Consider the following 26,399-nt stretch of genomic DNA (forward strand, 5'->3'; position numbering starts at 1 on the left):
ATGAGTCAACATCAAACACCTCTACTCGAGGTCAAGAATCTGACGCGTGAATTCCCTGCCGGTGAAAGCACAGTCCAAATTCTAAAAGGGGTCAATCTTGAGATTTACCCAGGTGAACTGGTGGCGATTGTAGGTCAGTCCGGTTCTGGTAAATCTACCCTCATGAACATTTTGGGGTGCCTTGATAAGCCAACCAATGGCAGTTACAAAGTCAAAGGGCGTGAAACTCGTGAACTTGAACCAGATGAACTGGCACAGTTACGCCGTGAATATTTTGGCTTTATTTTCCAGCGCTATCACTTACTCGGTGATTTGAATGCTGCTGGTAACGTCGAAGTTCCTGCAATCTATGCCGGTGCAGATGCAACCGAACGCAATGCACGTGCCAAGCAACTACTAACCGATCTTGGACTGGGTGAAAAAACCCAAAACCGTCCGAGCCAACTCTCGGGTGGTCAGCAACAACGTGTATCGATTGCGCGTGCCCTCATGAATGGTGGCGATGTTATTCTTGCCGATGAACCCACCGGTGCACTAGATAAGAATAGTGGTATTGAAGTGATGCGGATTTTGCGCGAACTCAATGCCAAAGGTCATACCATTATTTTGGTCACGCACGACCATAATGTTGCAAAAAATGCGACTCGAATTATTGAAATTTCTGACGGTAATATCATCTCAGATCAGCCCAATGTACCTGAAACAGATGATGAACCTTTAGAAAAACAGCAACTCGTTCCAAACACACAGAAAAAAACCTCAAGCTGGCGCTCTGCCGTTGACCGTTTAGGTGAAGCCTTCCGTATGGCGATCCTTGCCATGAATGCTCACCGTATGCGTACATTTTTAACCATGCTCGGGATCATTATTGGTATCGCTTCTGTGGTTTCTGTTGTGGCTCTTGGGAATGGTTCGCAAAAGCAGATTTTAGAAAATATCAGCAGCTTGGGGACCAATACCATCACGGTGTATCAAGGTCGAGGCTTTGGTGATAATTCCAGATCCTCCCAAGTAAAAACATTGGTTCCAGCCGATGCGAAAGCCCTTGCTGAGCAGCCTTATGTCGATGGCGTTAGTCCTTCAGTCAATTCATCTGTCACAGCACGTTTTAAAGATACAGAGGCTTCAACCACAGTGAATGGCGTGAGTGAAGATTTCTTCTATGTCAAAGGAATGAACTTCGCTTCGGGTCAGCCTTTTGATAAAGAAAGCGTGACTGAGCAAGCGCAAGATGTGGTGATTGATAGTAATACTAAAAATACCTTCTTTGCCGATGGCACTAACCCAGTGGGTCAAGTGATTTTATTAGGCAGTGTACCGAGCCGTATCATTGGCGTGATCGAAGAACAAAAAAGCATGATGGGTAACTCAGATAGCCTGAATGTGTATTTGCCCTATTCAACGGTCATGAGTCGTATGTTAGGTCAGTCGAATGTACGCAGCATCATTGTCCGCGTAAAAGATGAATACCCAAGTGCTGCGGCTGAGAACGCCATATTGAACTTGTTGGTGCAACGTCATGGCGCGCAAGATGTCTTTACACAGAACTCCGATAGTATCCGTGAAACCATTCAACAAACCACGGCAACAATGACTTTATTGGTGTCTGCGATTGCGGTGATTTCATTGATCGTCGGTGGTATTGGGGTCATGAACATTATGTTGGTTTCTGTGACTGAGCGTACTCAAGAAATTGGTGTACGTATGGCCGTGGGTGCCCGTCAAAGTGATATTTTACAGCAGTTCCTGATTGAGGCGGTGTTGGTGTGTATCTTAGGCGGTGTGCTTGGGGTTTTATTATCTTTAGGTATTGGACAATTGATTAGTCATTTTGCCGGTGGAACATTCCAAATGGCCTATTCAACGACGTCTATCGTTGCTGCATTTGTCTGCTCAAGTATGATTGGTATTGTGTTTGGCTTTATTCCTGCACGTAATGCCGCACAGCTTAACCCTGTCGATGCGCTTTCTCGCGAATAAGGAAATAATAATGCAAATGACGTTAACTAAACTTGCAAGTGCCTTCATTCTTGGAAGTAGCTTAGTCGGCTGTGCCGCTGTGGTTAAGACGCCTTATGAAGCTCCTGCAACACAAATCCCGACGCAATTTCAAAATGCGAAAGCCATGAGTCAGCAAGTTCATGCAGATACGTATGCTGACCAATGGTGGACATTGTTTAATGATGCTCAATTAAATCAGTTGGTGAATCAAGTTTTAGCGGCCAATACAGACCTCGCTGTTGCAGGTATTAATTTACAGCAAGCTCGACTAAAAGCTGGTTTGGCTGAAAATAAACAAGGGCCACGCGTGAGTTCAAGTGTGTCGACTGGGCACAATATTGATCTGAACTCAGGGGATGATTCTTCTAGGGGACTATCTGCTAGCGCAGGTGTAAGCTATGAACTGGATTTGTTTGGACGTCTGGCAAGTCAAACCGAAGCAGCCAAATGGGAAGCTTTGGCAACTAAGCAAGATTTACAAGCCACTGCACAAAGTTTAATTGCTACGACTGCTAATCTCTATTGGCAGCTCGGTTATTTAAATGAGCGCTATAGCATTGCTCAGCAGAATTTAGCCAGCACGCAAAAGACGTATGATCTAGTCAAAGTTCAGTACAAAGCGGGTGCTGTTTCAGGTTTGGATTTGACGCAAGCCGAACAGTCGGTTCAAAGTCAAAAAGCCACTTTAAGCCAAATTGCTCAGCAAAAGGTTGAAACGCGCACAGCTTTAGCAGTGTTATTACATCAGCCTGTGCAACAGTTAAATATTACTGAACCGCAAAAATTACCTCGTGTCGCTCTGCCGACCATTGCAGCAGGATTGCCCGCGGATTTGTTATCGCGTCGCCCTGATTTAAAAGCCAGTGAATTACGTTTGCGTGAAACTCTGGCAAATAAAGATGCAACGAAAGCGAGTTACTATCCTTCGATTAGTCTGACTGGCAGTTTAGGATCGAGCAGTACCTCTTTGAGTAATTTATTACAAAACCCTGCTTTGGCTTTGGGTGCAAGTTTGAGTTTACCTTTCTTGCAATATAATGATATGAAGAAAGACCTTGCGATTAGTGACTTAGACTATGAAAAAGCCATTATTCAATATCGTCAGACCTTGTATCAGGCTTTTGCCGATGTGGAAAATGCACTGTCTAATCGTACTGAGTTAAGTCAGCAAGTTGCTTTGCAAGAGCGTAATGTGCAGCTTGCAGAAAAGACTGAGCGTTTGACTGAAGTACGCTATCGTAATGGTGCAATTGCGTTGAAAAACTTGCTTGATGCACAGGAGACCACACGTAATGCGCGACTGTCTTTGGTTCAAACCAAACAAAGTCAATATAATGCTTATGTGACTTTGATGCAGGCGTTGGGTGGTAGTCCGATTAAGCAGTTGCCTTGATTTATATTAAAAAAGCCCTGAGGGGCTTTTTATTTATCCATCATTTTAAACATCGTAAATTCAAAATTATCTTTTGCACTGATTTCTTCTGGCCGCTCTAAATTCATTTTATTTTTTCTTATGACATCATCATGCCAAACGGGCAATGGTTTGATATGCAATAAAATTCTTCTCGCCACAAAGTTACACACATCAAAGGGATAAGAAAACAATGCTGGAACCCAATTATAGTGATAAATGATTCGAAATGACTTCCAGGTCTCTTCCCAGCTTTCTTTTGCGCCTTGAACATTTTGACAATAAGTCAGTTGTGTAAAAGGATCAATGGTACCGTACATAGGGTGCGGTTTCGGATAAAGCTCTTCTGGTCCTTTCATCATAAAATGAAAAATAAAAGTCCATAAACCTTGAGTACGGAATATTCCAATCATTGGAAAGCCAATCACAAAGGTATGTTTTAGGATGCCGTCTTCGATGATATGTGCCCGAAGCTCTCGTAATGGAATGCCAGACAACCCAAAACTACTGCCCATAATATAAACTACATCTGTCCATTTCTTTTCTATATATTCTTGATCATTAATATAGAAAAAACTTTACCTGTTTTTCTATTAAAAAGAACAGGCTTACAAATGGCTTGTTTATGGTCGTATTTAAAATATGGGCTAAGAAAAGCGTAGAGAATTAAAAAAATCATAAATACAGCAATTAACACAAATAAAGCTGTTTCAGCAAAATTGATATAATCATCAAAAAATGGAGATATCCCTAAATATAAAGCCAATAAAATAATTGGTAATGAGAGAAATAATGGGCTGATGGACTTTCCAAGTCGTGCATAGGATTGATCAATTAATTCAATAAAATCATCATTCATTTTTAAGATTGACCAATTATGACTTCTTTTAGAATCATTGTCTGTCGTCAGTAAAATATCTTCTTCTAATTGAGAGAAAGGAACATCTTGTTTAAATACATCATAACCAAAGTCATGATTTTTGATTTTATTTTTCATACTAACGAAATACCAACTTTAAACCTAATATTTGTTCTTCAATCGTTTGGAATCTAGATATACTCCGATCTGTAGATAGTAAACATTTACGAATCCATTTTTGGATATCATTATCTTGCTTGGTCAGAATATGTAATTAAAGATAAAATAGACTTTTTCATTTCTTATCAGAATAATCCTCAGGGTAAGGATCATCATCAATCGCTCTACGGTATTCATAAACCGATTCTAATATTAATTTTGCATTATCATCTTGATGTCGTGCCGTCAGCAAATAAATTTCTTCTGGATTTTTAAACCCATACATCTTAAAAACTTGTTCTGACTTTTCATTCATATTTCGTAATGAGTTAAATGCATTTTTAACAATAAACATAAAAATAAAATAAAATATAAATAAACAGCCTCCCCAAAGCAATAAATTTTCAATTGAATAATCATTAGGCACAATAATCCAAACTATAACTATTACTACAAAGCCAATTGCATACCAAACTCTCCCACCTTTCATCATTGACTTGTATGCAGGTTTATCAGCTGCCCCCATTCCGACTTGCATATGCAGTAAACCTGTTTTTGGACTAAGTACTGAATATAACTCATATACATTGGGTTCAATTTGCTTAGCAATACAAATGACATATTCATTTGCTGCTAACAATGCACGGTGAAACTGACCCACACAGACTTTGCCCTCTATGTTCATCACCACAGTTTGGATATGTAAACGGCTTTGCGTGGCTAAAAAAACTGTTTGTGCCCCCAATGAAACACTACCCGCAACTGTACTTAAAATCGCTGAAGACTTAATTAAATTATCTCCTGCCCCTCCCAAAGTATTTAACACACCATTATGGATTTCTAACGCTTCAATACGACCTTCAAACTTCACCAAATCATACATATTCAAAAACTCACTACCGCTTTTACAAACTCTTGATACTCTTCATCTTCATTTTTAAAAGGTGTCTCTTTACTATTTGCTTTCCTAAAAGGTGTTTTTTGACACCAATCTTCAAATGCATTATCCAGCACATAGTTTTTTAGACCATACTCTAAACCCACTAATAACACTGAAAATACAGTCAAACCGGCTACTACACGTGCTCCAGCAAGCGCAGCAACAACAGCATTTGAAGAAAATCTTAACGCTGCCCGATTCAATATACCCTTTCCAATATGTGGAGCAACTGAGCTTACCAACACTCCAGCTTGCCCTACAGTTAAAAATAAGCTCGCAATCCAGCGTAAACTCATCAATATTATCAACGTTTTCGAATTACTTTCTTTAATATTTTTTCCATCGACATACAAACCAATTGCTCCCCCTATTGTTCCCAACATCCCAGCAAAAATTCTAAAGGCTGTCGCAGAAGAGGCAACGGCTTTGCCTTGAGTATGAAAGTTTTCACCCATAGCCTCAAATGCCACAGCAAGTAAAGACATCGAAGAACCAACCAATTGCGCTGCAATTTCTGGTTTATTTTCAACATCTTTTTGCCAAGCACCGTATTGAAAATAAAAATTCAACATCTCAAAAATACCGACAATTGCCAATATACGATTCTTAGTTATATTTGGCGATGATTTGACCGCTAAATTGACCTTTGTTCGAATATCGACGGCAGCAGCCACTGAAAAATTCTGATTTCCAGCAACTACTGCTCTTGCGGCAGAGTTAAATTGAACATTATAAAACAACTGCGTAATTGGAATGTGTTTTGCAAGTGGACCTGACTTTAAATACAAAAGCCTAGAAATATGTATTTGACTCCCTTGAATTGCTATTGCATTAATTTGATTGACCTGCACTGTTCTCATTTTCAAATCTGAGAATTGTTTTAATGCAGAGTTCAATGCTAAAGACATCCAATAAAAAAGTTTATCATTAACTTTAAAATCTCTTGCTTGAATATATTTCTTACTTTCAGCCTGACTCAACCATTCATCAAAACCTGCATCTGCAGCAACAAAAGCAGAAAATCCTTGTTTTGTATAGTCCATCATATTTTTTGCGGTATCGTCACTGCTAAAAATTTGATTATAATTCTGTATCAACTTCGCATTATTAAAACAATATGCACGAAGAAACAAATTACTCGTTTCTACTGTTTTCTTTAATAGCCAAGAGTTTATAAGCTCTTTTCCCTTATCTAAAAAAGTAATCCCATACATTAGATCCATAACGACAGCATGAAAGATAAAACCATTGCTTCCTTCAGGCAACTTGCCACTTTCTAGTACTTCACTCGTATCAAAATATACCAATCCATTTAATAAATTTTGTGAAGTTAACCATTTATAATGATCATCAAAGTAGCTAATTGCATTGTTATATCCTTTTTTCGACTCACTATCGACTTGACTATTAAAATGATCAATTGCGGTTAAATCTAATTGATCTTGGCATTTCTTCCATGCTACTTCTCCCTTAGCAATACCTTTTTTAACAATAACACCTTGCTCACCTTCTTGATTTTTCTCAGAATTATATGAAGTACCAAGATTTTCTTTTCTTTTTTGTTCTGTTTCTGCAATTTGTTTTTCTAAGAGCTTAACCGTTTCCCAATCTTTATTCCGTCTAGCCGCTTCTAATCGATCTTTTCTGCGCTTATCCAATGCGCTATATTTCTCAATATCCTGCGTTCTTTGAATAAATTCTTTTGTCCTTATACCAATATAGTTTTCTTGAACAGTCTTTTGAATATTTTCTATTAAATTAACAGTTTGCATTCTATGGTGGTTAGAAATACCATTTTTCTTTGTGTTAAGAAAAGTATTTAAATCTGCAAATGCTTTTCTATTTCTAGCTTCATTAAGCTTAGCGGTAATTCCTATTGCATCATAAAGTGCAATTGCACAATATTCTTTAGGCTTCGCTTTAAATTCTCTATTAATTGCCGCCCATCTTCCAGCTCCAAAGCTGTTCTCACCAATATGTACTTTATTTAAAGTTTGTGAAGATAAACAATGTTGTTGTGTTAAATTACCTCCTTTCCAGCCTTTAATATCAATTTTTTGCCAATAACCCTTTCCTACATACGAGTCTGCATTATTCTCGAATTCTAAACGTTTTTTTGCGGTCAACGGAGCATGCGTGTAAATAATATAAGTACTATCCACATCATTAGGTGTAATCTCTGGAACAGTAATCAATGAAGCTTTAAATGAATGACCTGATTTTTGACAAGCAAAATTATTCGCTTCTAAGGGTGCTTTTTTTCCAATTATGAATTCTTGATTATAGCCATTTTTTGTAATATAACCCTTCCACTCAGGCTTACCTTTTCTTTTAAAATATAAATATATATAACCATTCTTAATAATAGAAACAGTATATTTGTGATTTGATAATTTTATTCCATCACTTACATTTTTACCTAAATTAGAAGGTAAAGTACTCCCCCCCAGAGATGCTACAGAATACCTTAAAGGTAAAAAACTAAATCCACTTTCTCTACAAAAATTTGAACATTCTTTAGCATTTTGCTTAGCTGTAATATTCTGTTTATTACTATGAATTGATTGAATGGGAATCTTAGAGTTTTTACCAGCTTTTTCCACTTCACTTTTCATTTTTTGCGGATCTAATGAAATTTTTTTTGGTTCTAATGAATTTGGACTACCTAAGCCATATCCTTTTAAGTTTTTCTTCCATTCCTCACTCGTAGCTTTGTTAATTTGTGCTTGTGAACCTTTTAGCATAGGTAGCTTAGAATTTGTAATATTAACGGTTGAATTTTTTTTATCATTACCCATGAGTAATACTCTCTAAATCATTTAAATCATTTTTTATTAACACCCATTGATCTTTATGAAGAAAATTCATAGCTTCATTAAAATCGTATTCATTTTCTGTCTTATTCCAATATTGTTCTAGAATATTTTCAACTTGAGGGTGAATAAAAAAATGTCGACCTAATATTTCAGCGTATAAACCATAACTCAAAAGATCAGAATATTTATGAACTTCGTATTCTTCATGTGCGACAAATAAGTTTAATAATATATTCTTCGGATTTAATTTATCTCGATCTATCTCATCATATTCAAATGCCGATCTAAACACCAAATTACTAATTTCTATTAAATCTAAAGCTAGAGATTGATCATGTGATAATTTATTAATTTTTCGGGATATAAATTTTTTATCTTGTTTTTTTTCCCAGCTAAAATATCCAATAGGATGTACAAAATTCCATATCTCAAATAATCCTAGTAAACTATTCAATTCCATTTCATTAAATATTTGATCCAAATAATTTAATACTCTAGGATCATACCAACGGAATAAGATTTTTGAATTTAGATCTTGAACAACTACACTACTTTTGAATTTTTCATTGATTATGTTATTTTCAAGTACACTTGTGCCAAATCCATGTACTAAATATTTATCATTTTGAACTTCAAAATTATTGGAAATTTTTTTAGCGATTTCTTTCCCAACTTTCTCTAGTACGTCTTTCTTTTTTATTTCCAAAAAAAATAAGTTAGTATTCTTTGGCTTATTGCCCTGAGCTAAAGGCAAATAAATGATATTCTCTTCTTTTAAACAGCTTTTTAACTCACTAAAGCTATCAGCCTCTAAAGTTTCATCAAGTAAAACCAATAATCGACCAGTTCGATCAAGAAGAGCACTCATATCTTCAAAGATTTTATCTGTAGAGTAATTTTTAATTTCATTGACCAAATAAAAACTACTCATAAAATCACCTTGGCAGAACCCAACTCTGCAGCTTGACCTTGCTTCGCTGAGCAATCTGGTAAATTTAAAGCTGGTGGATTTACTGATGTCGGCGAAGTAAACTTATGCTGTCCCGCTTTCGCCTCAAACTTCCCACCCGTAGTCGGAAATATCCCAGACCCATTAAGTTTGATCTGTGAACCACCCGCAGTTAAGTTTATTTCTTTAGGGCTGGTGATATATACCGTATCTTCGGTTGAAATAATCTGAATACCCTTACGTGCTATCAGATCGAGTCCATCACCTTGTGCCTGAATTTCAACTTTCCCTTTCCCAGCAAATGCACGTAAACCATCTTGTGCCGCAAATAAACTGATTTTTTTACCTGCATGGCCAATTAAGGATTTTTGCGCGGAAATATTCAAACTCTCGCCAGCTGTGTGACTCATCAAACCAGCTGCTGAAATGTGTACATCTTCATTGGAACTTAGCGCAATCGAATTTGGAGCTGCTAATAGCATGACAGCCGATTTAAACTCAGCAGCTTTTTGCTGATCATCCTGACTTAATATCTCAATAAAGGCTTGAAGACTCTCCAATACCTCAAGAGGGTCGGTCTTTTGGTTTTTCGCTACATCACTCAGCCCTTTAGCATTATTCAATGCGCTTTCGATTTGTGTATGGGCTTCATGGCTCGCTAAATGCACCCCACCTGCTTGTGCTTGCTGATGTGTCGACACCAATAAGCCTTGCCCAGCCCGTACTGCCCCCCATTGATCGGTCCGCAGCTCAAAACCTTCACCCCGACTTTCACTCTCAACCTTTTCTTTAGGATGACTTAAATGACCTAAATTCAGTTGTGTTGCACCATGGCTACTTTGCAACTGCGTACTAATTTGTCCCGTGGTGTCATCAAAGCGTAATTGACCAAATCCCTCTCCCGCCACTTCTTTAGAACGAATTCCCGCGAGTTTTTTGGTATCTGGTAATTGTCCTTTATTGTCAAATTTAGTAGGACTACGCTGCGCTTCATGAATACGCCCCACGACAAATGGTCGGTCAATGTTGCCATCAAAGAAATCAACGACGACTATTTCACCAATGCGAGGTAAGAAGCGCGCGCCATAACCTTCGCCAGCCCAAGGCGTCAGTACATCAACCCAAGCCGAGTCTGTGTCATTATTATTCGCACCTGCACCGCCATCATGACCATGATCATCGGAACGGGTAAATAGGAAACGGACTTTTATCCGTCCCCATTCATCAACATGGATTTCTTCACCAGCAGGACCCACAACTTTAGCACGCTGTGGATGTGTTACTGGTCGATGTGTAAGTGGATTAAATTCAGGGACGGTCGTAATATTTCGACGTTGCAAAGTCAAGGTATTGGCTTGGCGTTCATCCGCATCGCTTTGTTTGACTTGCCACTGACTTTGATGGATCAGTTGTGTAACTTGATCGGTTAAGTCTTTGGGTAAATTATTTTGGTTATAAAAAGACTTGGATAAAATCAAAAACTCTTGATCTGCACCACGATGCTGGTCAATCTCTGGATGCTCATCCAATTTGAACCAATAACCAACTTGTGTATCACGCACGGTACTTTTAGCAATAAATTGTTTGGCTTGAGCTGCATAATAATCACTAAAATTTTGATTGAGACGTTCAACTTGAGCACTATTAGAGGCAGTTGCAGCATCTTCACCATTCAGATCTTGCATCCATGCAGGGCTCACATGCCATGCCTGCTCTAAGCTTAAGCTCGCATTATCTTGATTTTGACTATGTAGGTGCTTGCTTTGTACTGCACCACCACCCTCGTCCTGTTCAAGCACATCCGCTTGCCATCGTTGTACATGTACCGACGTCGGTTGCAGACTGCGCTGACCGATAAAACTGGTCATACTGTCATTTTTTTCAGTCGCACTACTGCGATGAAAACGGATATTACGTCGCTCCAAAGCTTGATATTGACTATTATCATCAATCAAACGTAGCTTTTGGGCTGCGATGGGTGCCGCAGACGATGTTACAAAAGATTGAGCTTCATCAACCAACCAATGAATACCTTCACTGCGTAGTAAGCGAGTAATAAAATCATAGTCGGTTTCATTACTTTGCATCATGAATGGTCGAACGTCATACTCTTTTTTTAAGCCACTTAAGTCCAAACTTAAGCTCGCTGCAAAAAGTGGGCTCTTTTTTTGCCATTCTTTAAAAATAATCTCGACCACATCTTTGACCGATTTATTCATAAACACACGGCTATTACGACGCTTATGCCACAATGCCGTTGCATCTTCTAAGGTCAACTTATATAGCGTTAATGCACCATCACTTTGGCCTTGAAATGCTTCTGTAATGATCCCGGTAATACGAAAAAGTTGACCCGCATCGGTTACCTGATCGATTGCGACTTGTGTACCAATAAATTGTTTGAGTTCTAAGGTGGCAGAAGTTGAGAGACAGATGAGCTGAACATTCAAACCTTCACTTAAGGCATGTTCCCCATCAATACGTTGCAAGAATACTTGTTCATTCAGCGTGGTATTGGAAAATTGAATATGCAAGGCACGTTTTTGTGGACTAATGCCCAATTTCTCAAGTGCAGAATAAATATTGTTCAGCATCGTTATTATCTAAAATCAGATTTTTATAAAATATGCGGGGTATTTAATCAAAAAAACTCATATTTTTCTAGGCATAAACTGCCTGCTTTGTTGGGTTTTATGTAAGTAAAAATTCAAATTTTCACATCAATTCTTTATGTTATTTTTACTCTATTTATTTCTGCATTAAAAAATATAGAGACCATCAAACTAAACTTCAGGTCTCTTCATACCACCTTACTGCCTTGCATCACGATTAATTAGTATTTAAAAATGCGTGAATATTCTCCAATTGTTCTTGTGCTTCGACATAGCCTTGCAAGGCCGCTTTTTCCAAATATTGCTGTGCAATTTTAAGATCACGCTCTACGCCCATGCCATGAATATATAAATAGCCCAATCGCGTTAACGCCGCAGCACTCATCCCCTGAGCCGCTTGTGCATAATAGCTATGCGCTTGGGTTAAATCTTGCTGTACACCTAAACCATGTTCTGACATTTCACCAAGTTGGTACAAGGCAGTCACATTACCCAATGCTGCCGCTTGCGAGAAATACTGCAATGCTTGTTGGAAATCTTGTGTTCCCCATTGTCCTTTTAAATTAACTAGACCTAGTTGCGTGAGTGCATCAGGATGACCTAATTTTGCCGCTTTCAACAATGCCCGCTGGCTTTGAGCTTCATCAAACTGTAGATCAGGCAATATATTGTCCACGGCTAAACGGTAGAGATACCAAGCAGCATCCTGCGAACCTTGTTCTGCGGCTTTTTCCAGATAACTCAGACACTGATCACGATGTGGTAAAGGATATTCTGGCAATGCATAAAAACGTCCAATCACATAATTCTGATCGGCGACACAAGTAATGGACATATCATTTAAGTGTCTTGCCGCTTCAACTAAAAGTTGCTGCGCTTGCTTGATATTTCGCTCAACACCGACGCCGTGTAGATAGCATAGGGCCAAACCAACTTGGTTAATGAATAATGGTTTGAATTGATACGCTGTTTGATATAACTCAAATGCTTTTTGCGGATCATCACTAACCAAATACTTTTCAAAATACAGCGCTGCAATAAGACTAATTGCATCAGCATCTTTAAGTTGAGCAGCTTCGGTCAGAAAGCGAAAACCTAAAGTTTCCTGCTTCTCCAAATACCAACCATGAAAATGTGCAATGCCTAATAATCGGCTGGCTGCCGCAACTTTGTGCTCTTTGGCCTGCTGCAAAAGGTCATGATAAACCCGCTGACGCTGATCGACGTCGATTTTACCCATCAATACTGCTTGATAATATTCATACAACTGCTGCTGGTGCCCGAGTAGCAATCCTCGCTTTAAATATTGCAATGACTTTTCATCATTTTGCGCAAGATACTTTCCTTGAGCATAGAACTGCTGCAATTGCTGAATAGCCGCCATATGGTCTTGTTGGGCAGCTTTCAGTAAATATTCCAATCCCAGAGTAATATTTGGCGTGGCTTGTTTTAAATAGAACTGTGCCAATTGATACTGTGAATTGGCATGTCCATTGTCCGCATTTTTTTGCAACAAATCTAAATGTTGCTGCTCGGCATGTGTCTGATCTTCTGGGTTTAGTTCGGCGAGTCGATATTGTGCATCCAAATGACCGCGTGAAATCGCATGTCGATACCAGTATTGCGCTTTTTCAAGATTGGGTACACCGCCATAGATACCTTCTTCAACTTGCCCCAATACATATGCAGCATCATCGCTGCCTAAACTATTGGCTTTTTCCAATAAAGCCAGCGCATTTTCCACACTGACTTCTCGGCCTAAACCTTGTAAATGCATCTGTCCCATAGCGACATAGGCCTGTGGAATTTCATGCTGTTTGGCCAAATTTTGATACAACTCATAGGCACGCGCATAGTCGGTTGGTGCATCAAGCATTAAACGTTCTGCGAATTTCAGCTGCGCATCTAATTGGTCTATCCACAAGTCATGCCCAACCGCTTTAGCCTGATCGCGTTTCACTGGATCGGGTCTTTTCCACATCCAAAACGCAAGTGCTCCCATCCCCAAAATTAGTATCAGTAAAAACCACATACTCGCCCCAAAAAAATCAATATTTTAATTATTCCAACATTGTGTCTGATTTTAATTCTATATACAAAAAAAGCACCGAATTCGGTGCTTTATTTTTTTCAAAATGAGATAGCTGTCATGCTTTTGCTCGTTTTGCATCAAGTTTTTTGAGCACCTCTGACACAGCCACCATCGCAAAGCTGGACGTCACCACTACTGCTGAACCATATCCACCACAACGTAAGCCCGCACTTGGACAAACATCAGCACTGGAAAATGGATTATCAATCGAATAAACACAGGTAATCCCAAACTTTTCTTTCGGCTTTTTACAAATGCCTTTGCCGCGTAATTGTGTGCGCAATTTGGCTAACATCGGGTCTTGCTCTGTTCTTGATAAATCTGCGACTCGGATTTTCAGCGGATCAAGTTTACCCCCTGCTCCACCGGAAACGATCAACGGAATTTTATTAAAACGGCAATGTAGCATTAAGGCAAATTTGGCCTTCACATCATCAATACAATCTAAAATTAGGTCAGGAGCACCTGCCAAAATTTCTTTGACATTTTCGGGTGTGAGATAATCATCAATCAAATTTATTTTGATTCGGGGATTGATCGCACGGCATCGCTCTGCCATCACTTCAATTTTTTCATGTCCCAATGTCGTGCTCATGGCAGGCAATTGTCGATTAATATTCGATGCAGCAACCACATCCATATCGACCAAGGTCAGCTCACCAATACCAGTACGCGCTAAAGCTTCGACCGCCCATGAGCCTACACCACCAATCCCTATCACCATGACATGACTTTTTTCATAATGATGAAAACTTTCATCACTATATATTTTGGCTACGCCAGCAAAACGGCGGTCATATTCATCATCTTGGAGCAGTTCAGTCATAGGTTTGGAGGCTGTGTTAAATGAGCCGCCATTTTAGCAAATTCGCTACTTATTTTCTTTGATAAAACGCAATTCAGCATACATCGCAATAGAGCGGCATTCGCATCAGGTCTAAACCATCAAAATAAACATTTACAGCGAACGGAGATCTGCTTTAAAAAGTATAACCATAGATCTAAAACTCAAGTGTGTATTGCCATGGACATCCATCCTCTGCCAAATAATTTAAAAATTACCGATGACAAAAATGAAATGGATTTAGACACCGTGCATCGCTTTTTAAGCCATACCTATTGGTCAAAAGATATTCCAAAACATGTGGTGAAAAAAGCGATTGAAAACTCTTTGGCCGTGGCTCTACTTCTCGATGATGAACTCATCGGTTTTGGTCGTGCTATTACGGATTATGCAACTTTTGCTTATTTAGCCGATATTTATGTCGCCGATGAGCATCGAGGCAAAGGCTATTCAAAATTAATTGTGAGTACTTTATTTGAAAAATGTGGCTCCTCAGATCTAAGACGCATGTTGCTTGCAACGGCAGATGCACATGGTTTATATCGTCAATTTGGCTTTACAGATTTGGCTCAGCCTGCAAATTTTCTCGAGATTCATCAAGCCAACATCTATCAAAGATAGAGAAAATATCTCAGATAAAAAAAAGAGGCTTTCGCCTCTTTTTCGATCTTACAACCTTAGTCTTTATTCATAATAAAGAAATATTCACGGTAGTATTTAAGCTCTGCAATCGAGTCACGGATATCATCCATTGCTAAATGCGAGGCATTTTTCTTCAAGCCCCCCATGATCTCTGGGCGCCAGCGTTTCGCCAATTCTTTCACTGATGATACATCGAGATTACGGTAGTGGAAGTATTGTTCCATTTCAGGCATTAAACGATGCAAGAAACGACGATCTTGGCAAATTGAGTTACCACACATTGGTGATGATTTTGGATTCACCCATTTTTTCAAAAATTCTAAAGTTTCCTGTTCAGCATCTTGTGCTGTTAATTTACTACGACGTACACGTTCGATTAGGCCTGATTGACCATGTTGGCGAGTGTTCCATTCATCCATCGCATTGAGCACACGGTCAGACTGATGTACCGCAAGCACAGGCCCTTCCGCCAGAATATTTAAATTATCATCCGTCACAATTGTTGCAACTTCAATAATCTGGTCGTTATCTGTATCTAGACCTGTCATTTCAAGGTCAATCCAAATCAGGCGTGTATCAGGTGTGCTGCTCATAAATGTGCAATCTTATTAGGCTGTAAAAATGAACATAGTAGCAAATTTATTGGGCTTGCGCTGTAAATAGACCCTGCTTTCATGCTATTTTTGCCATCTAGTTTTCATGGTTTTTTAGGATATGAATGGCTTTAATTCGTAAGCGCCGACTGACTGAACAGCAGCAACGTCGCATTCAGAAGCAACATAAATCTCGTCAGGAAGAAATCGATACTTCTGCAGATTTGGAAGGCTTGGTCGTCCAACATTATGGTCGTCAACTTGAAGTTCAAGCGCTGTCTACACCCGACCAACATCCTGAAAAACCCATTGTGCAAGCAGGTGAACCTGAACCCCATTGGAAACCCATCGAATTAGGCAGTGTTTGGCGCTGCCATACCCGTACCAATCTCGAATTATTGGTGACGGGTGACCGTGTCAAATGGCAAGCTGACCCGATCACAGGTTTAGGGATTATTACCGCGATTCATCCACGCCAATCTTTACTGACACGCCCTGACCGTTATCACAAAGTGAAACCTGTCGCAGCCAATGTCAGCCTGATTGTGATTGTATTTGCACCACTTCCTGAGCCAGCGCCAGGCCTAATTGACCGCTATTTGGTGGCCTGTGCAGATGCCGATATTCCAGCATTATTAGTCTTAAATAAATCCGACTTGCTTAAAGACAACGATCCGATCTTAACGCTATTACAAGAATATCGTGACTTGGGCTATGAGGTCATGCAAACTCAATCTGATGGTGACTTAAGCACACTTTCTGCTCGACTTTCTGGTGAAACTGTCGCATTTGTAGGTCAGTCTGGGGTTGGTAAGAGCACTTTAATTAATGCCATTGTTCCGGATGCTGCGCAAAAAACCAATATTATTTCGGAAAACTCCGCGCTCGGTCAGCACACCACCACGTCTACGCGCTTAATTGCGTTTGGTGAAGGTTCTGCATTGATTGATTCACCAGGAATCCGTGAATTTGGTTTATGGCACCTAGAATTGGAAAAAGTTCAGCAAGGTTTCCCTGAGATCGAATCACATTTGGGTTATTGTCAGTTCCGTAACTGTACGCATAAACATGAAAAGCAATGTGCGCTTAGAATGGCGGCTCAAAATGGCGAAATTTTGCCGCGCCGATTAGACAGTTATTTACGTCTGATCGACGAAATCACGGAAGCGCAGCAAAAAAATTAATTTTTATTCTGTTCATGCCCTTGAAGGGGTGATTTTGATCACCATATTTATGGGCTATACTCTTGGCAATTTAAAATTGTAGTTAGGTGAATTGTGGAACGTTGGTTCGAATTTATGGGGAATCACCCCTTCTTATTTGGAACGCTGGCTGTATTGGTCGTGCTGTTCTTTATTCTTGAAGGCCAGCGTAATGGTCGCAAAATTTCACCTCAATCTTTAGGGATTTTAGTTAAAGCTAAAAATGCTCAATTGATTGACTTACGTGATGCGAAAGACTTCCGCGAAGGTCATATTAGCGGTAGCCGTAATATTCCATATAGCCAAATTACAAAACACATTGAAGAGTTAAAAACTTCTGATCGCCCGTTGGTTTTTGTATGTAACCTTGGTCAAGTGGCAGGTTCTGCATTGCAACAAGTCGGTCATGCAGATGCATACCGTTTAGACGGCGGCATTAGCAACTGGAAAGCTCAAGGCTTACCTTTAGTTAAAAGCAAATAAGCGCTTCTTAGGAGATTAACATGGCTGAAGTTACGATTTATTCAACAACTGTATGTCCTTACTGCATTCGTGCAAAACAGCTCCTAGAGCGTAAAGGCGTGGCTTATAAAGAAATTAATTTATCAAATGAAGCGCCTGAAGTACGTGTTGAATTGATGCAACGCACCAACCACCGTACCGTTCCTCAAATTTTTATTAATGATCAGTTTATTGGCGGTTTTGACCAACTTTATGCTTTAGAGCGTGAAGGCAAACTCGACGGCATGCTATCTTAATTTTAAACATAAATCGTCACCTCATATTAAGGAATAAACAATGAGTGAAGAACAACAAGCTCAACCACAATTGGCATTAGAGCGTATTTATACTAAAGATATTTCTTTCGAAGTACCTGGGGCTCAAGTATTTACTAAAGAATGGCAGCCTGAACTAAATATCAATCTTTCTTCTTCTGCAGAAAAAGTTGATCCAACACACTTCGAAGTTTCACTGAAAGTTGTCGTTCAAGCGAACAATGCGGGTGACACTGCATTTATCGTTGACGTTACTCAAGCAGGTATCTTCCTAATCGATAGCGTTGAAGAAGAACGTCTTCCTTACATTCTTGGTGCTTACTGCCCAAATATCTTGTTCCCATTCCTACGTGAAGCTGTGAACGATATGGTTACTAAAGGCAGCTTCCCACAATTATTGCTTACACCAATTAACTTCGATGCTGAATTCGAAGCGAATTTGCAACGTGCGCAAACTGCTGCTGAAGGCCAAGCTTAATCGCTTATCTTCAAATCTAAAAAAGACCGCTTTTGCGGTCTTTTTTATTGCTTTTTAGCTTCCCCCCCTTTACTAAAAGGGGATATGAGGGGGATTTACTTCTACTTAACAAAATCCCTCCCACCCTCCCTTTTAAAAAGGGAGGAGCAAATTACTCAGCATCCATCATTAAGTCAGCGCTCATACCTACAGTATTAAAGCCTGCATCAACATACAGAATTTCACCTGTAATACCATTTGCCCAAGGTGAGCAAAGGAACAATGCTGCATTACCGACATCTTCAATGGTGACATTGCGTTTAAGTGGTGCGACTTTTTCATTTAGGTCTAACATTTTACGGAAAGATTTAATCCCTGAAGCCGCTAAGGTACGAATCGGACCTGCTGAAATCGCATTTACACGAATACCTTCAGCGCCAAGACTTGTTGCCAAATAACGTACGCCTGCTTCTAGTGACGCTTTTGCCATACCCATAACGTTATAGTTTGGCATTACGCGTTCAGAACCTTGGTAAGTCAGCGTCAATAAGCAACCTTGACGTGCAGCCAATAAAGGTTTTGCTGCACGAGCCATCGCAATAAAACTATATGCGCTGATGTCGTGAGCAATTTTAAAACCTTCACGGTCGGTAATATCAGTGAAATCGCCATCTAAAGTATGTGCCGGTGCAAAACCAATTGAATGCACAACACCATCTAGACCATCCCAATGTTTAGCAAGTTCAGCAAAAGCGGTATCAATTTCAGCGTCCACTGCTACATCACATGGGAAAACTAAAGTTGAACCAAATTGTTCAGCAAAATCATCTACACGTTTTTTTAATTTTTCGTTTGGATAAGTAAAAGCCAGTTCTGCACCTTCGCGATGTAAAGCTTGCGCAATACCAAATGCGATTGATAACTTACTTGCAATACCCGCGATTAAAAAGCGTTTGCCAGCCAATAGTCCTTGTGCCATGTGAAACTCACTCAAAATAATTTAACAGCATAATGCCAAGTCTAAAGCATTTTAGAAATTGCATAATGCACCTTTTTTTAGAAAACCATCATTGCATGCACGATGCGAATGAAACTAGATTCAATCAAGCGGCGTCATATTTATTGGCCCTTAAGCGTCCAGATGCAATGCTTGTAATGAATTACTCCATAAGATCTGTGCAATCTCAGATTCAGTACGGTTTAAGCTCTGAGCTAGCCCCTGCAAGACATAGGGCAAATTGACCGGCGTATTGCGGGTACGCCCTTCCGTCGAATGCTGACAACATAAGGGTGTCATATCGGGACAGTCGGTTTCTAAGACCAAATGATCTAAACCCAAAGTCTGAACCACTTGATGTAATTTTTTTGCATTGGGATTGGTGATTTGCCCTGTTACACCAATTTTAAAACCTAGCTTGGTAAATGCCTTCGCTTCTTCAACACCACCACTAAATGCATGTGCAATACCACCGAGCTTAAATTGATGCTTTTTCAACATCGAAAGCACCTCCGCATGGGATTTGCGAATATGCAGCAATATCGGTTTATCAAACTGCTGTGCTAATTCAAGTTGTGCGGAAAAATACTGCTGCTGCTTTTGAAAAAGTTCGGGCTGTTTATGCTGTTTCAAAAAGGTATCTAAACCTATTTCACCGACAGCAAGACAATCATGCTGCTTTAGCATCTGCTCCACGTCGAGCAAATGTTCTGCACGATGTTGCTCAATATAAAACGGATGTAAGCCGGGAGCTAAATAGCTTTTGGGAGCATTGGATAAACGATCTAAAAACTCTTGGGTTTGCAGCAAATCGTGAAAACGTGACTGTACAAAACCAATTAATACCAAAGCATCGACACCCGCCTGTTTGGCAGCATACGCCAACTGTTCCCGATCAGCGTCAAAATCGGGAACATCAAAATGCGTATGCGTATCAAACAGTGAGTAAGTCATTGAACTAATTAATTTGCTTTTGCGGCTGAGGCTTCAGCAACTTCAACTGGTGGTAGATATTGTTTTCTCAAGACACTTTGCAATTGATCATACGGAATGGTCAAACGTGGTAAACCCACCACATACGGCCCAATTTCATATTCGGCATATTGCAAAATTAAACCTTGCTGGCTCAGATAAAAATTATCAGAAAGTTTAAATTTCCAAATCTGTTCGTATTCTTGAATATTGTCTGCCAACTTGGCATCTTTAACCCAAGTTTTAAAGACTTCATAGCCCCGCTTTTCAAGCTCAGCACGTTGATTTGGCAATAATATGTCGTTGAGCTGCACCAATTTTTGAGTGCTTAAATCGAAGTTATAATATTGCTGTGCAGAAGAACCATGCGCTCCACCTAAATATGAACTGGTATTTAAAACCACTGTTGCCAAGGGTTTTTCAGCATTCAATATTTTAGGTTTAATCATCAAACTGATTTGCTGATTTGCACTTAAAGATTTCAACTCTTTATCTAAATTTAAGAACGCTTGCATATAAGGCTGCGTGGCTTTTTCCAATTTTAATTTGGGCGTTTCAACCTTTGCCAAAGCAGATTTTGCTTCAGACGCTGCAGGAACTTCACTTGCAGCGGGAGCATCAGTACTCAGCGTTTTATCTTCTAAAGGCGAAACAGACAAAATTTCGCCTAACTGTTTTAGAATTTCCGCATCAATAAATTCATCAATAAAGGCTTGATTACTGTTTAAACGTTCAACTGAAATTTCAGGACAGACCCCGCCATCACATTCAGGTAAATTCAGTTGTAATTTTTCCGCATCACCAATCAGTTTTGCACTCAAATCTGCCTGTTCAGTTTTGGCGTGATCCGGCTTTTTTTCAGGTTCAGCTTGTTGTGGCTGACACGCCGTGAATGCAACAGAAACTGCCAATATTGAGCTTGCCCAAATTTTATTTTTTTGCACCATTGCTTCAACCTTTCATTTTGAATAATTGATATTTATTTTGGTAAATATCTTATCAAATTAAATACTTTCGTTGATTAGAACATATGCTGATAAACGTCAGCTTTCAATACTTGTTGTGTTTGCGCTTTGCTGAGATAAATATCCAGTTGTTTACTATCTTTGACAATTTCATCTGTACGATAATGCAAACCAACACCTTCTTGATCAAAGAACCAATCTGCTTGGCCCCAATAGAGTTTTTTCGGTGCCGATTTTTTGACATCTACCTCTTGTTCATCTAACCATTTGCTATAGGCTTGCTGCACAATAGCATCCATATTTTGCTGTTGCTTTGCTTCAATAATATCTAAAGGTTTAAGATTCTTTTTCGCACGGCGGTCAGCCACAAAAAAATAATAACGCTCTTTGACCGTGATATTTTCCTGTTTAGTATCAACACCGATTTGCAGCAACACATATTGATTCCGTTGATATGGAACTCGTGTGTACATGGCCAATTCATAGGCTTTATTGGTTTTAAACTCTGCCTGCCAAGCATCTGATTTTTTCACATACGCATCGACGGCTTGTTGGAGATTCATATTTTGCTTTAATGCAATCTGATCTTGTACGACGCTGGCCTGATTCTTTTCAATCCAGCCATTCAACCATGTATCTACGGTCTGAATGGTTTGTATCTCTAAATCAATACAACTTTTATTTTCACAAAACGGTTTGGCGATTTTTGCGGCTTGCTCTTGGATATTTAAATAAGGCAAAACATCTGGATTAATCACAGTCACTTCAGAAGCGCCATCATCGGCCGGCTTTGTCGCTTTGTTTTCTTTTCCTGAATCACATGCACTGAGCAGCAAAACACTCCCCAAAAGTGCAAAAACTGTAGCATCCTTGAATTTTTTCATGATGTCCTAAACGACCAAATGATTGCGTAATGTATGGATTTAAAAACTCTACCACAAAATAAAACAGCTTCACGAAGAAGCTGTTTTATTTCTGTAAAAGAACAACTTAGTGTTCACGTGTATTGCTGAACACGATATCCGGATAACGTTCTTGCATTAACTGTAAATTCACACGACTTGGTGCAAGATAAGTTAAATGACCACCGCCATCGACAGACAATTGGTCGTGTGCTTTTTTCTTAAATTCGTTGAATTTTTTCTCGTCATCACACGATACCCAACGTACGGTATTGATACTTACAGGCTCGTAAATACAATCAACTTTGTATTCTTCTTTCAGACGATATGCCACCACTTCAAACTGAAGCACACCCACAGCACCCACGATTAAGTCATTACTGTTTTGCGGCATAAAGACCTGAGTTGCACCTTCTTCTGAAAGTTCTTTTAAGCCTTTTTGCAGCTGTTTTGACTTCAACGGATCTTTTAAACGCACGCGACGGAACATTTCAGGGGCGAAGTGAGGAATACCGGTAAAGTGTAAATCTTCACCCGAAGTGAAGGTATCGCCGATCTGAATCGTACCATGGTTATGCAAACCGATAATGTCGCCCGGCCATGCTTCTTCAAGGTGCTGACGGTCACCAGCAAGGAACGTTAAAGCATCACTAATACGCACATCTTTACCTAGACGCACATGTTTCATTTTTAAGCCTTTTTCATACTTACCTGAACAGATACGCATGAATGCAATACGGTCACGGTGTTTTGGATCCATATTGGCTTGAATTTTAAAGACGAAACCAGTGAAGCCTTCTTCAGTCGCTTCAACTTTACGGTCTTGAGTTGGATGTGCTTTAGGTTCAGGCGCATATTGACTAAATGCATCCAAAACATGGTCTACACCAAAGTTACCGAGTGCCGTACCAAACAACACTGGCGTTTGACGACCTGCCAAAAATTCATCACGGTCTAAAGGTTCATTGGCCATTTGAACCAATTCCAATGATTCTTCAAATGCAGCCCAAGCGAGATCACCGACTTTTTCACGCAAATCTGCATAGTCATAGCCATCACGGACTTCAATATCCGTAATTGTTGAACCGAAACCTGCCTTATAAACGTAGAATTTTTCTTCGAGTAGGTTAAATACACCGGCAAAGTCACGACCTGTGCCCAGTGGCCAAGTAATCGGAACACATTTAATTTTTAAAACGTTTTCGATTTCATCAAGAAGTTCTAATGGCTCACGAATTTCACGGTCCATTTTGTTGACGAATGAAATAATCGGCGTGTCGCGCATACGACACACTTCCATCAATTTGATCGTACGGTCTTCGACACCTTTTGCACCATCAATCACCATAAGCGCAGAGTCAACAGCGGTTAATGTACGGTAGGTATCTTCAGAAAAGTCTTCATGCCCTGGGGTGTCGAGCAAGTTAATCATCTTGTCTTTAAACGGGAACTGCATAACAGAAGTGGTGATCGAAATACCACGTTCTTTTTCCATTTCCATCCAGTCAGACGTTGCCGCACGATCAGATTTACGGCTTTTTACCATACCTGCAACCTGAATCGCCTGTCCCCATAACAACAGTTTTTCTGTCATTGTGGTTTTACCGGCATCGGGGTGGGAAATAATAGCGAAAGTACGTCGCTGAGCGACCTGTGTCGCTAATTCTTCTTTAAAACTCATGAAAGACACCTACTGCAAAACTCGCAGTGCAAAAGATCAGATCTGATCAATATGGAAAATTGGCGATATTGTATCAGATTGACCATTAAAAATAATCAACCACATCGGGTTGAGTCAAAATCTTAGCGTGGCATGTCTTGATGTTTTACATTGGATGACGACCTGTTTTTATCGACGATATAACGCATTTCTCTGTCTTTTTTTCTCACTCATTGGCAATGCGATCATACTACGAGGACTTTATTCAACCTTCATTTTCATGCTTTCTTCAAGCTGTGCCACTGGCATCGGCATTCCTAACAAATATCCCTGCAACTGTTGGCAACCTAAACGTTTTAAAATTTCTGCTTGTTGTTCTGTCTCTACACCTTCTGCAGTGACCGTTAAACCCAGTCGAATTGCCAAGTGAATAATACTTTCTAAAATAATTTCTTCTTTAGAACCGACGCTCAAATTGCGGATAAACTCACGGTCAATTTTCAGCTCATCTACAGGCAGTTCTTTTAAATACAAGAAACTTGAATGTCCCGTTCCAAAGTCATCAATCGCAACTTTAATTCCCATCTTTCTCAAATGTTCAAAAGTTACAATACTGGCATCGATATGATGCATCGCTGTTGACTCGGTAATTTCAATAATTAAATGTGACGGGTTGATTTCATACCGTGCAAAAAGCGACTCTAAGGTACTAAATAAATGTTTATGTTCAAACTGAATCGCTGATAAATTGACCGCAATCGGATACAGCGGCATATTCAGCTTTTCCCAGTGCTGAATTTGCTTACAGGCTTCTTCAAGCGCCCAATAGCCCATGGCAATAATCAGTCCAGTTTTTTCTGCACCATTGATAAACTTATTTGGCGTCAACATACCTAGAGTTGGATGATTCCAACGAATTAAGGCCTCAACCCCACAAATTTCACGATCAACGGCATTAAATTTTGGCTGATAAAATAAAATAAATTGCTGTTCTTCTACCGCTTTATATAAATCATTGATCAGTTTCGTCTGACTTTTTTCTTCAAATTGGTCGGCAGTATAATTAAAAAATGAATAGGTATTACGCCCCTGATACTTCGAACTCAGCATTGCGGTGTCTGCATTGATCAGTAGGTCTTGTAAGTTCGCACCATGTTCAGGGTACATCGCAATACCAATACTGCCTGAAATGTTAATTTCCTTACCTGCAATCAAAAAGCTTTCTTGCATCAATTCCAATATTTTTTCAGACATTGCTGTGGCAGAGTCATTGCTTGCCGACTCAAGCACAATCAGAAACTCGTCCCCACCGATTCGTAGCAATTTAGCTTGATCATTAATTAAACGGTGAATGCGTGTGGCAATTTGAATCAGTAGTTGATCACCCACATGGTGTCCAAACACATCATTGACCGCTTTAAAACGGTCGATATCAATATAAATAAAAGCAATTTTATCTTGTCTTAGGCGATGCTCTGTAAAGAGAAAATGTGCGTATTCGACCAAAAATAGTCTATTCGGCAAACGCGTTAAATTGTCCTGTACAGCTTGATTGGCTAGCTCTCTATTTGCGCGCATCAACTGTAAACTACGATGTTCTAAACGTTGTTCTAATACCGCTACACTAAAAGCAGCCATCAATAGTAAACTGGTGACAAATAAAACAATAAACAACAATAAATTATGATTGATCTGAGCCGCTAACAACACATCCATCGAGTTTAGCGGTACAAAATCAACAGCTGCCATACCAATATAATGCATAGCGACAATGCTAAAAGTCAGCATGACCGCAACAAAGGCATTCATGATGTTACGTTTTGGCGAGTATTTATTTTTAAACGTTAGCCAAAATGCCAAACACGAGCCACAGATCGCAACTAAAATTGAACAGATAACAATTAAAGGTTCGTATCGTTGCTCATAACCCTGAACGTCTAAACTCAGCATCCCCGTGTAATGCATTCCGGAAATGCCTAGCCCCATTAAAACTGAGCCTAAAATTAAACGAGGAAATGGTAGCGTCAGTCGTGTGGTTAACCACACGGCAAAAGTGGACGCGACAAAGGCGATAAAATAAGATGTTAGGGTCAGACTAGTATCAAAACTATGATTTGAAGGTAAATGGCTGGCCATCATGCCTACAAAATGCATGCACCAAATCGCAGCACCTAAAATTGCACCGCTGAATAATAAAATGACATTTTCATATCTTGGTCGTGTTCCACGGAACAACATTTGTTCGAGTGAAACAGCTAAGTAACAACTTAATAATGCAACTACGATTGAACCAACGACCAGATTGTAATCATAATGAATATGGGTCATATCAAGCGTTCCGCTTAGGTTATCGTGGCACTTTCTTTAACCGAATTACCCAATCTATCTCTTCCCTTTAACTTGTTACATTTTCAATTACTTACTTATTTCCTCTTAGAATCTATTAGTCTACGATAATGGTCAAGTCTTTCTTTCAAGATTTTAAGCAACTGATTAATTTAAAAAAAATAAAGCTTGATGAAGTTCACTAAAACTTAAACTTTTGATAAA

At 39.5% G+C, this 26,399-nt stretch carries 22 protein-coding genes; 7 read left to right on the plus strand and 15 right to left on the minus strand.

Going from position 1 to position 26,399, the window contains the following annotated elements; translation table 11 throughout:
• Both FTV27_RS07610 and FTV27_RS07615 read left to right on the plus strand, forming a co-directional pair.
• Complete coding sequence (locus FTV27_RS07610) at window positions 1–1,980, plus strand: MacB family efflux pump subunit (protein WP_180077837.1); 1,980 nt, start codon at window positions 1–3, stop codon at window positions 1,978–1,980.
• A gap of 10 nt (window positions 1,981–1,990) precedes the next feature.
• The gene (locus FTV27_RS07615) at window positions 1,991–3,394 is read left to right on the plus strand and encodes an efflux transporter outer membrane subunit (RefSeq protein WP_180077839.1); all 1,404 of its coding nucleotides are present in this window, start codon (window positions 1,991–1,993) and stop codon (window positions 3,392–3,394) included.
• Between the two features lie 29 nt (window positions 3,395–3,423).
• Here the strand turns inward: FTV27_RS07615 and FTV27_RS17165 are convergent, their stop codons facing one another.
• From FTV27_RS17165 to FTV27_RS07650, 8 genes are all read right to left on the minus strand, one after another.
• Window positions 3,424–3,927, minus strand: a complete 504-nt coding sequence (locus FTV27_RS17165; RefSeq protein WP_257229989.1) for a hypothetical protein — start codon at window positions 3,925–3,927, stop codon at window positions 3,424–3,426.
• 29 nt (window positions 3,928–3,956) lie between these two features.
• Entirely contained in the window at window positions 3,957–4,409 is a 453-nt protein-coding gene (locus FTV27_RS17170) for a hypothetical protein (protein WP_257229990.1), read from the minus strand.
• A gap of 157 nt (window positions 4,410–4,566) precedes the next feature.
• Complete coding sequence (locus tag FTV27_RS07625) at window positions 4,567–5,313, minus strand: putative type VI secretion system effector (protein ID WP_180077841.1); 747 nt, start codon at window positions 5,311–5,313, stop codon at window positions 4,567–4,569.
• Window positions 5,314–5,315: 2 nt separating this feature from the next.
• Complete coding sequence (locus FTV27_RS17175) at window positions 5,316–8,168, minus strand: T6SS effector BTH_I2691 family protein (RefSeq protein WP_257229991.1); 2,853 nt, start codon at window positions 8,166–8,168, stop codon at window positions 5,316–5,318.
• Window positions 8,161–9,117 carry a hypothetical protein gene (locus tag FTV27_RS07635; protein ID WP_067763576.1) on the minus strand — a complete coding sequence of 319 codons (957 nt, stop codon included), beginning with the start codon at window positions 9,115–9,117 and terminating at the stop codon, window positions 8,161–8,163. The genes FTV27_RS17175 and FTV27_RS07635 overlap by 8 nt, the downstream gene beginning before the upstream one ends.
• The gene (locus FTV27_RS07640) at window positions 9,114–11,729 is read right to left on the minus strand and encodes a type VI secretion system Vgr family protein (RefSeq protein WP_180077843.1); all 2,616 of its coding nucleotides are present in this window, start codon (window positions 11,727–11,729) and stop codon (window positions 9,114–9,116) included. Before FTV27_RS07640 ends, FTV27_RS07635 begins: the two co-directional genes overlap by 4 nt.
• A 235-nt stretch (window positions 11,730–11,964) precedes the next feature.
• Window positions 11,965–13,779, minus strand: a complete 1,815-nt coding sequence (locus FTV27_RS07645) for a tetratricopeptide repeat protein (protein WP_180077845.1) — start codon at window positions 13,777–13,779, stop codon at window positions 11,965–11,967.
• A gap of 115 nt (window positions 13,780–13,894) precedes the next feature.
• Entirely contained in the window at window positions 13,895–14,665 is a 771-nt protein-coding gene (locus FTV27_RS07650; protein WP_180004537.1) for a ThiF family adenylyltransferase, read from the minus strand.
• Between the two features lie 198 nt (window positions 14,666–14,863).
• Between FTV27_RS07650 and FTV27_RS07655 the strand changes: the two genes are divergently transcribed.
• Window positions 14,864–15,304, plus strand: coding sequence for a GNAT family N-acetyltransferase (locus FTV27_RS07655; protein ID WP_180077847.1), 441 nt, complete (start codon window positions 14,864–14,866; stop codon window positions 15,302–15,304).
• 56 nt (window positions 15,305–15,360) lie between these two features.
• Here FTV27_RS07655 and orn read toward each other — a convergent pair whose 3' ends face one another.
• Window positions 15,361–15,918, minus strand: a complete 558-nt coding sequence (orn, locus tag FTV27_RS07660; protein ID WP_180077849.1) for an oligoribonuclease — start codon at window positions 15,916–15,918, stop codon at window positions 15,361–15,363.
• 125 nt (window positions 15,919–16,043) lie between these two features.
• Between orn and rsgA the strand changes: the two genes are divergently transcribed.
• The 4 genes from rsgA to secB all read left to right on the plus strand — a co-directional run bounded on the left by rsgA (window position 16,044) and on the right by secB (window position 18,374).
• Entirely contained in the window at window positions 16,044–17,102 is a 1,059-nt protein-coding gene (gene rsgA / locus FTV27_RS07665; protein ID WP_078192688.1) for a ribosome small subunit-dependent GTPase A, read from the plus strand.
• Window positions 17,103–17,195: 93 nt separating this feature from the next.
• Window positions 17,196–17,603: a rhodanese-like domain-containing protein gene (locus FTV27_RS07670; RefSeq protein WP_078189639.1), complete on the plus strand. Its 408-nt coding sequence runs from the start codon at window positions 17,196–17,198 to the stop codon at window positions 17,601–17,603.
• 20 nt (window positions 17,604–17,623) lie between these two features.
• Window positions 17,624–17,878: a glutaredoxin 3 gene (gene grxC / locus FTV27_RS07675; RefSeq protein WP_078189640.1), complete on the plus strand. Its 255-nt coding sequence runs from the start codon at window positions 17,624–17,626 to the stop codon at window positions 17,876–17,878.
• Between the two features lie 40 nt (window positions 17,879–17,918).
• Window positions 17,919–18,374, plus strand: a complete 456-nt coding sequence (gene secB / locus FTV27_RS07680; RefSeq protein WP_078189641.1) for a protein-export chaperone SecB — start codon at window positions 17,919–17,921, stop codon at window positions 18,372–18,374.
• Window positions 18,375–18,525: 151 nt separating this feature from the next.
• Here secB and FTV27_RS07685 read toward each other — a convergent pair whose 3' ends face one another.
• The 6 genes from FTV27_RS07685 to FTV27_RS07710 form a co-directional block, all read right to left on the minus strand.
• Entirely contained in the window at window positions 18,526–19,332 is an 807-nt protein-coding gene (locus tag FTV27_RS07685; RefSeq protein WP_180055657.1) for an enoyl-ACP reductase, read from the minus strand.
• 150 nt (window positions 19,333–19,482) lie between these two features.
• Window positions 19,483–20,304 (minus strand): TatD family hydrolase, encoded by an 822-nt coding sequence (locus FTV27_RS07690; RefSeq protein ID WP_180077851.1) that lies wholly within the window; start codon window positions 20,302–20,304, stop codon window positions 19,483–19,485.
• Between the two features lie 8 nt (window positions 20,305–20,312).
• On the minus strand, window positions 20,313–21,269 hold the full coding sequence (locus FTV27_RS07695; protein WP_180077853.1) for an RsiV family protein: 957 nt from the start codon (window positions 21,267–21,269) through the stop codon (window positions 20,313–20,315).
• 74 nt (window positions 21,270–21,343) lie between these two features.
• A complete protein-coding gene (locus FTV27_RS07700; protein WP_180077855.1) occupies window positions 21,344–22,171 on the minus strand; it encodes a hypothetical protein in 828 nt (275 codons plus the stop codon).
• Window positions 22,172–22,277: 106 nt separating this feature from the next.
• The gene (locus tag FTV27_RS07705) at window positions 22,278–23,870 is read right to left on the minus strand and encodes a peptide chain release factor 3 (protein ID WP_078192693.1); all 1,593 of its coding nucleotides are present in this window, start codon (window positions 23,868–23,870) and stop codon (window positions 22,278–22,280) included.
• A gap of 240 nt (window positions 23,871–24,110) precedes the next feature.
• Window positions 24,111–26,177, minus strand: a complete 2,067-nt coding sequence (locus FTV27_RS07710; protein ID WP_180077857.1) for an EAL domain-containing protein — start codon at window positions 26,175–26,177, stop codon at window positions 24,111–24,113.
• Between the last annotated feature and the right edge of the window lie 222 nt (window positions 26,178–26,399).

Origin of the sequence: Acinetobacter sp. YH12251 (genome assembly GCF_013417465.1) — a bacterium.
Classification (GTDB): Bacteria; Pseudomonadota; Gammaproteobacteria; order Pseudomonadales; family Moraxellaceae; genus Acinetobacter; species Acinetobacter amyesii.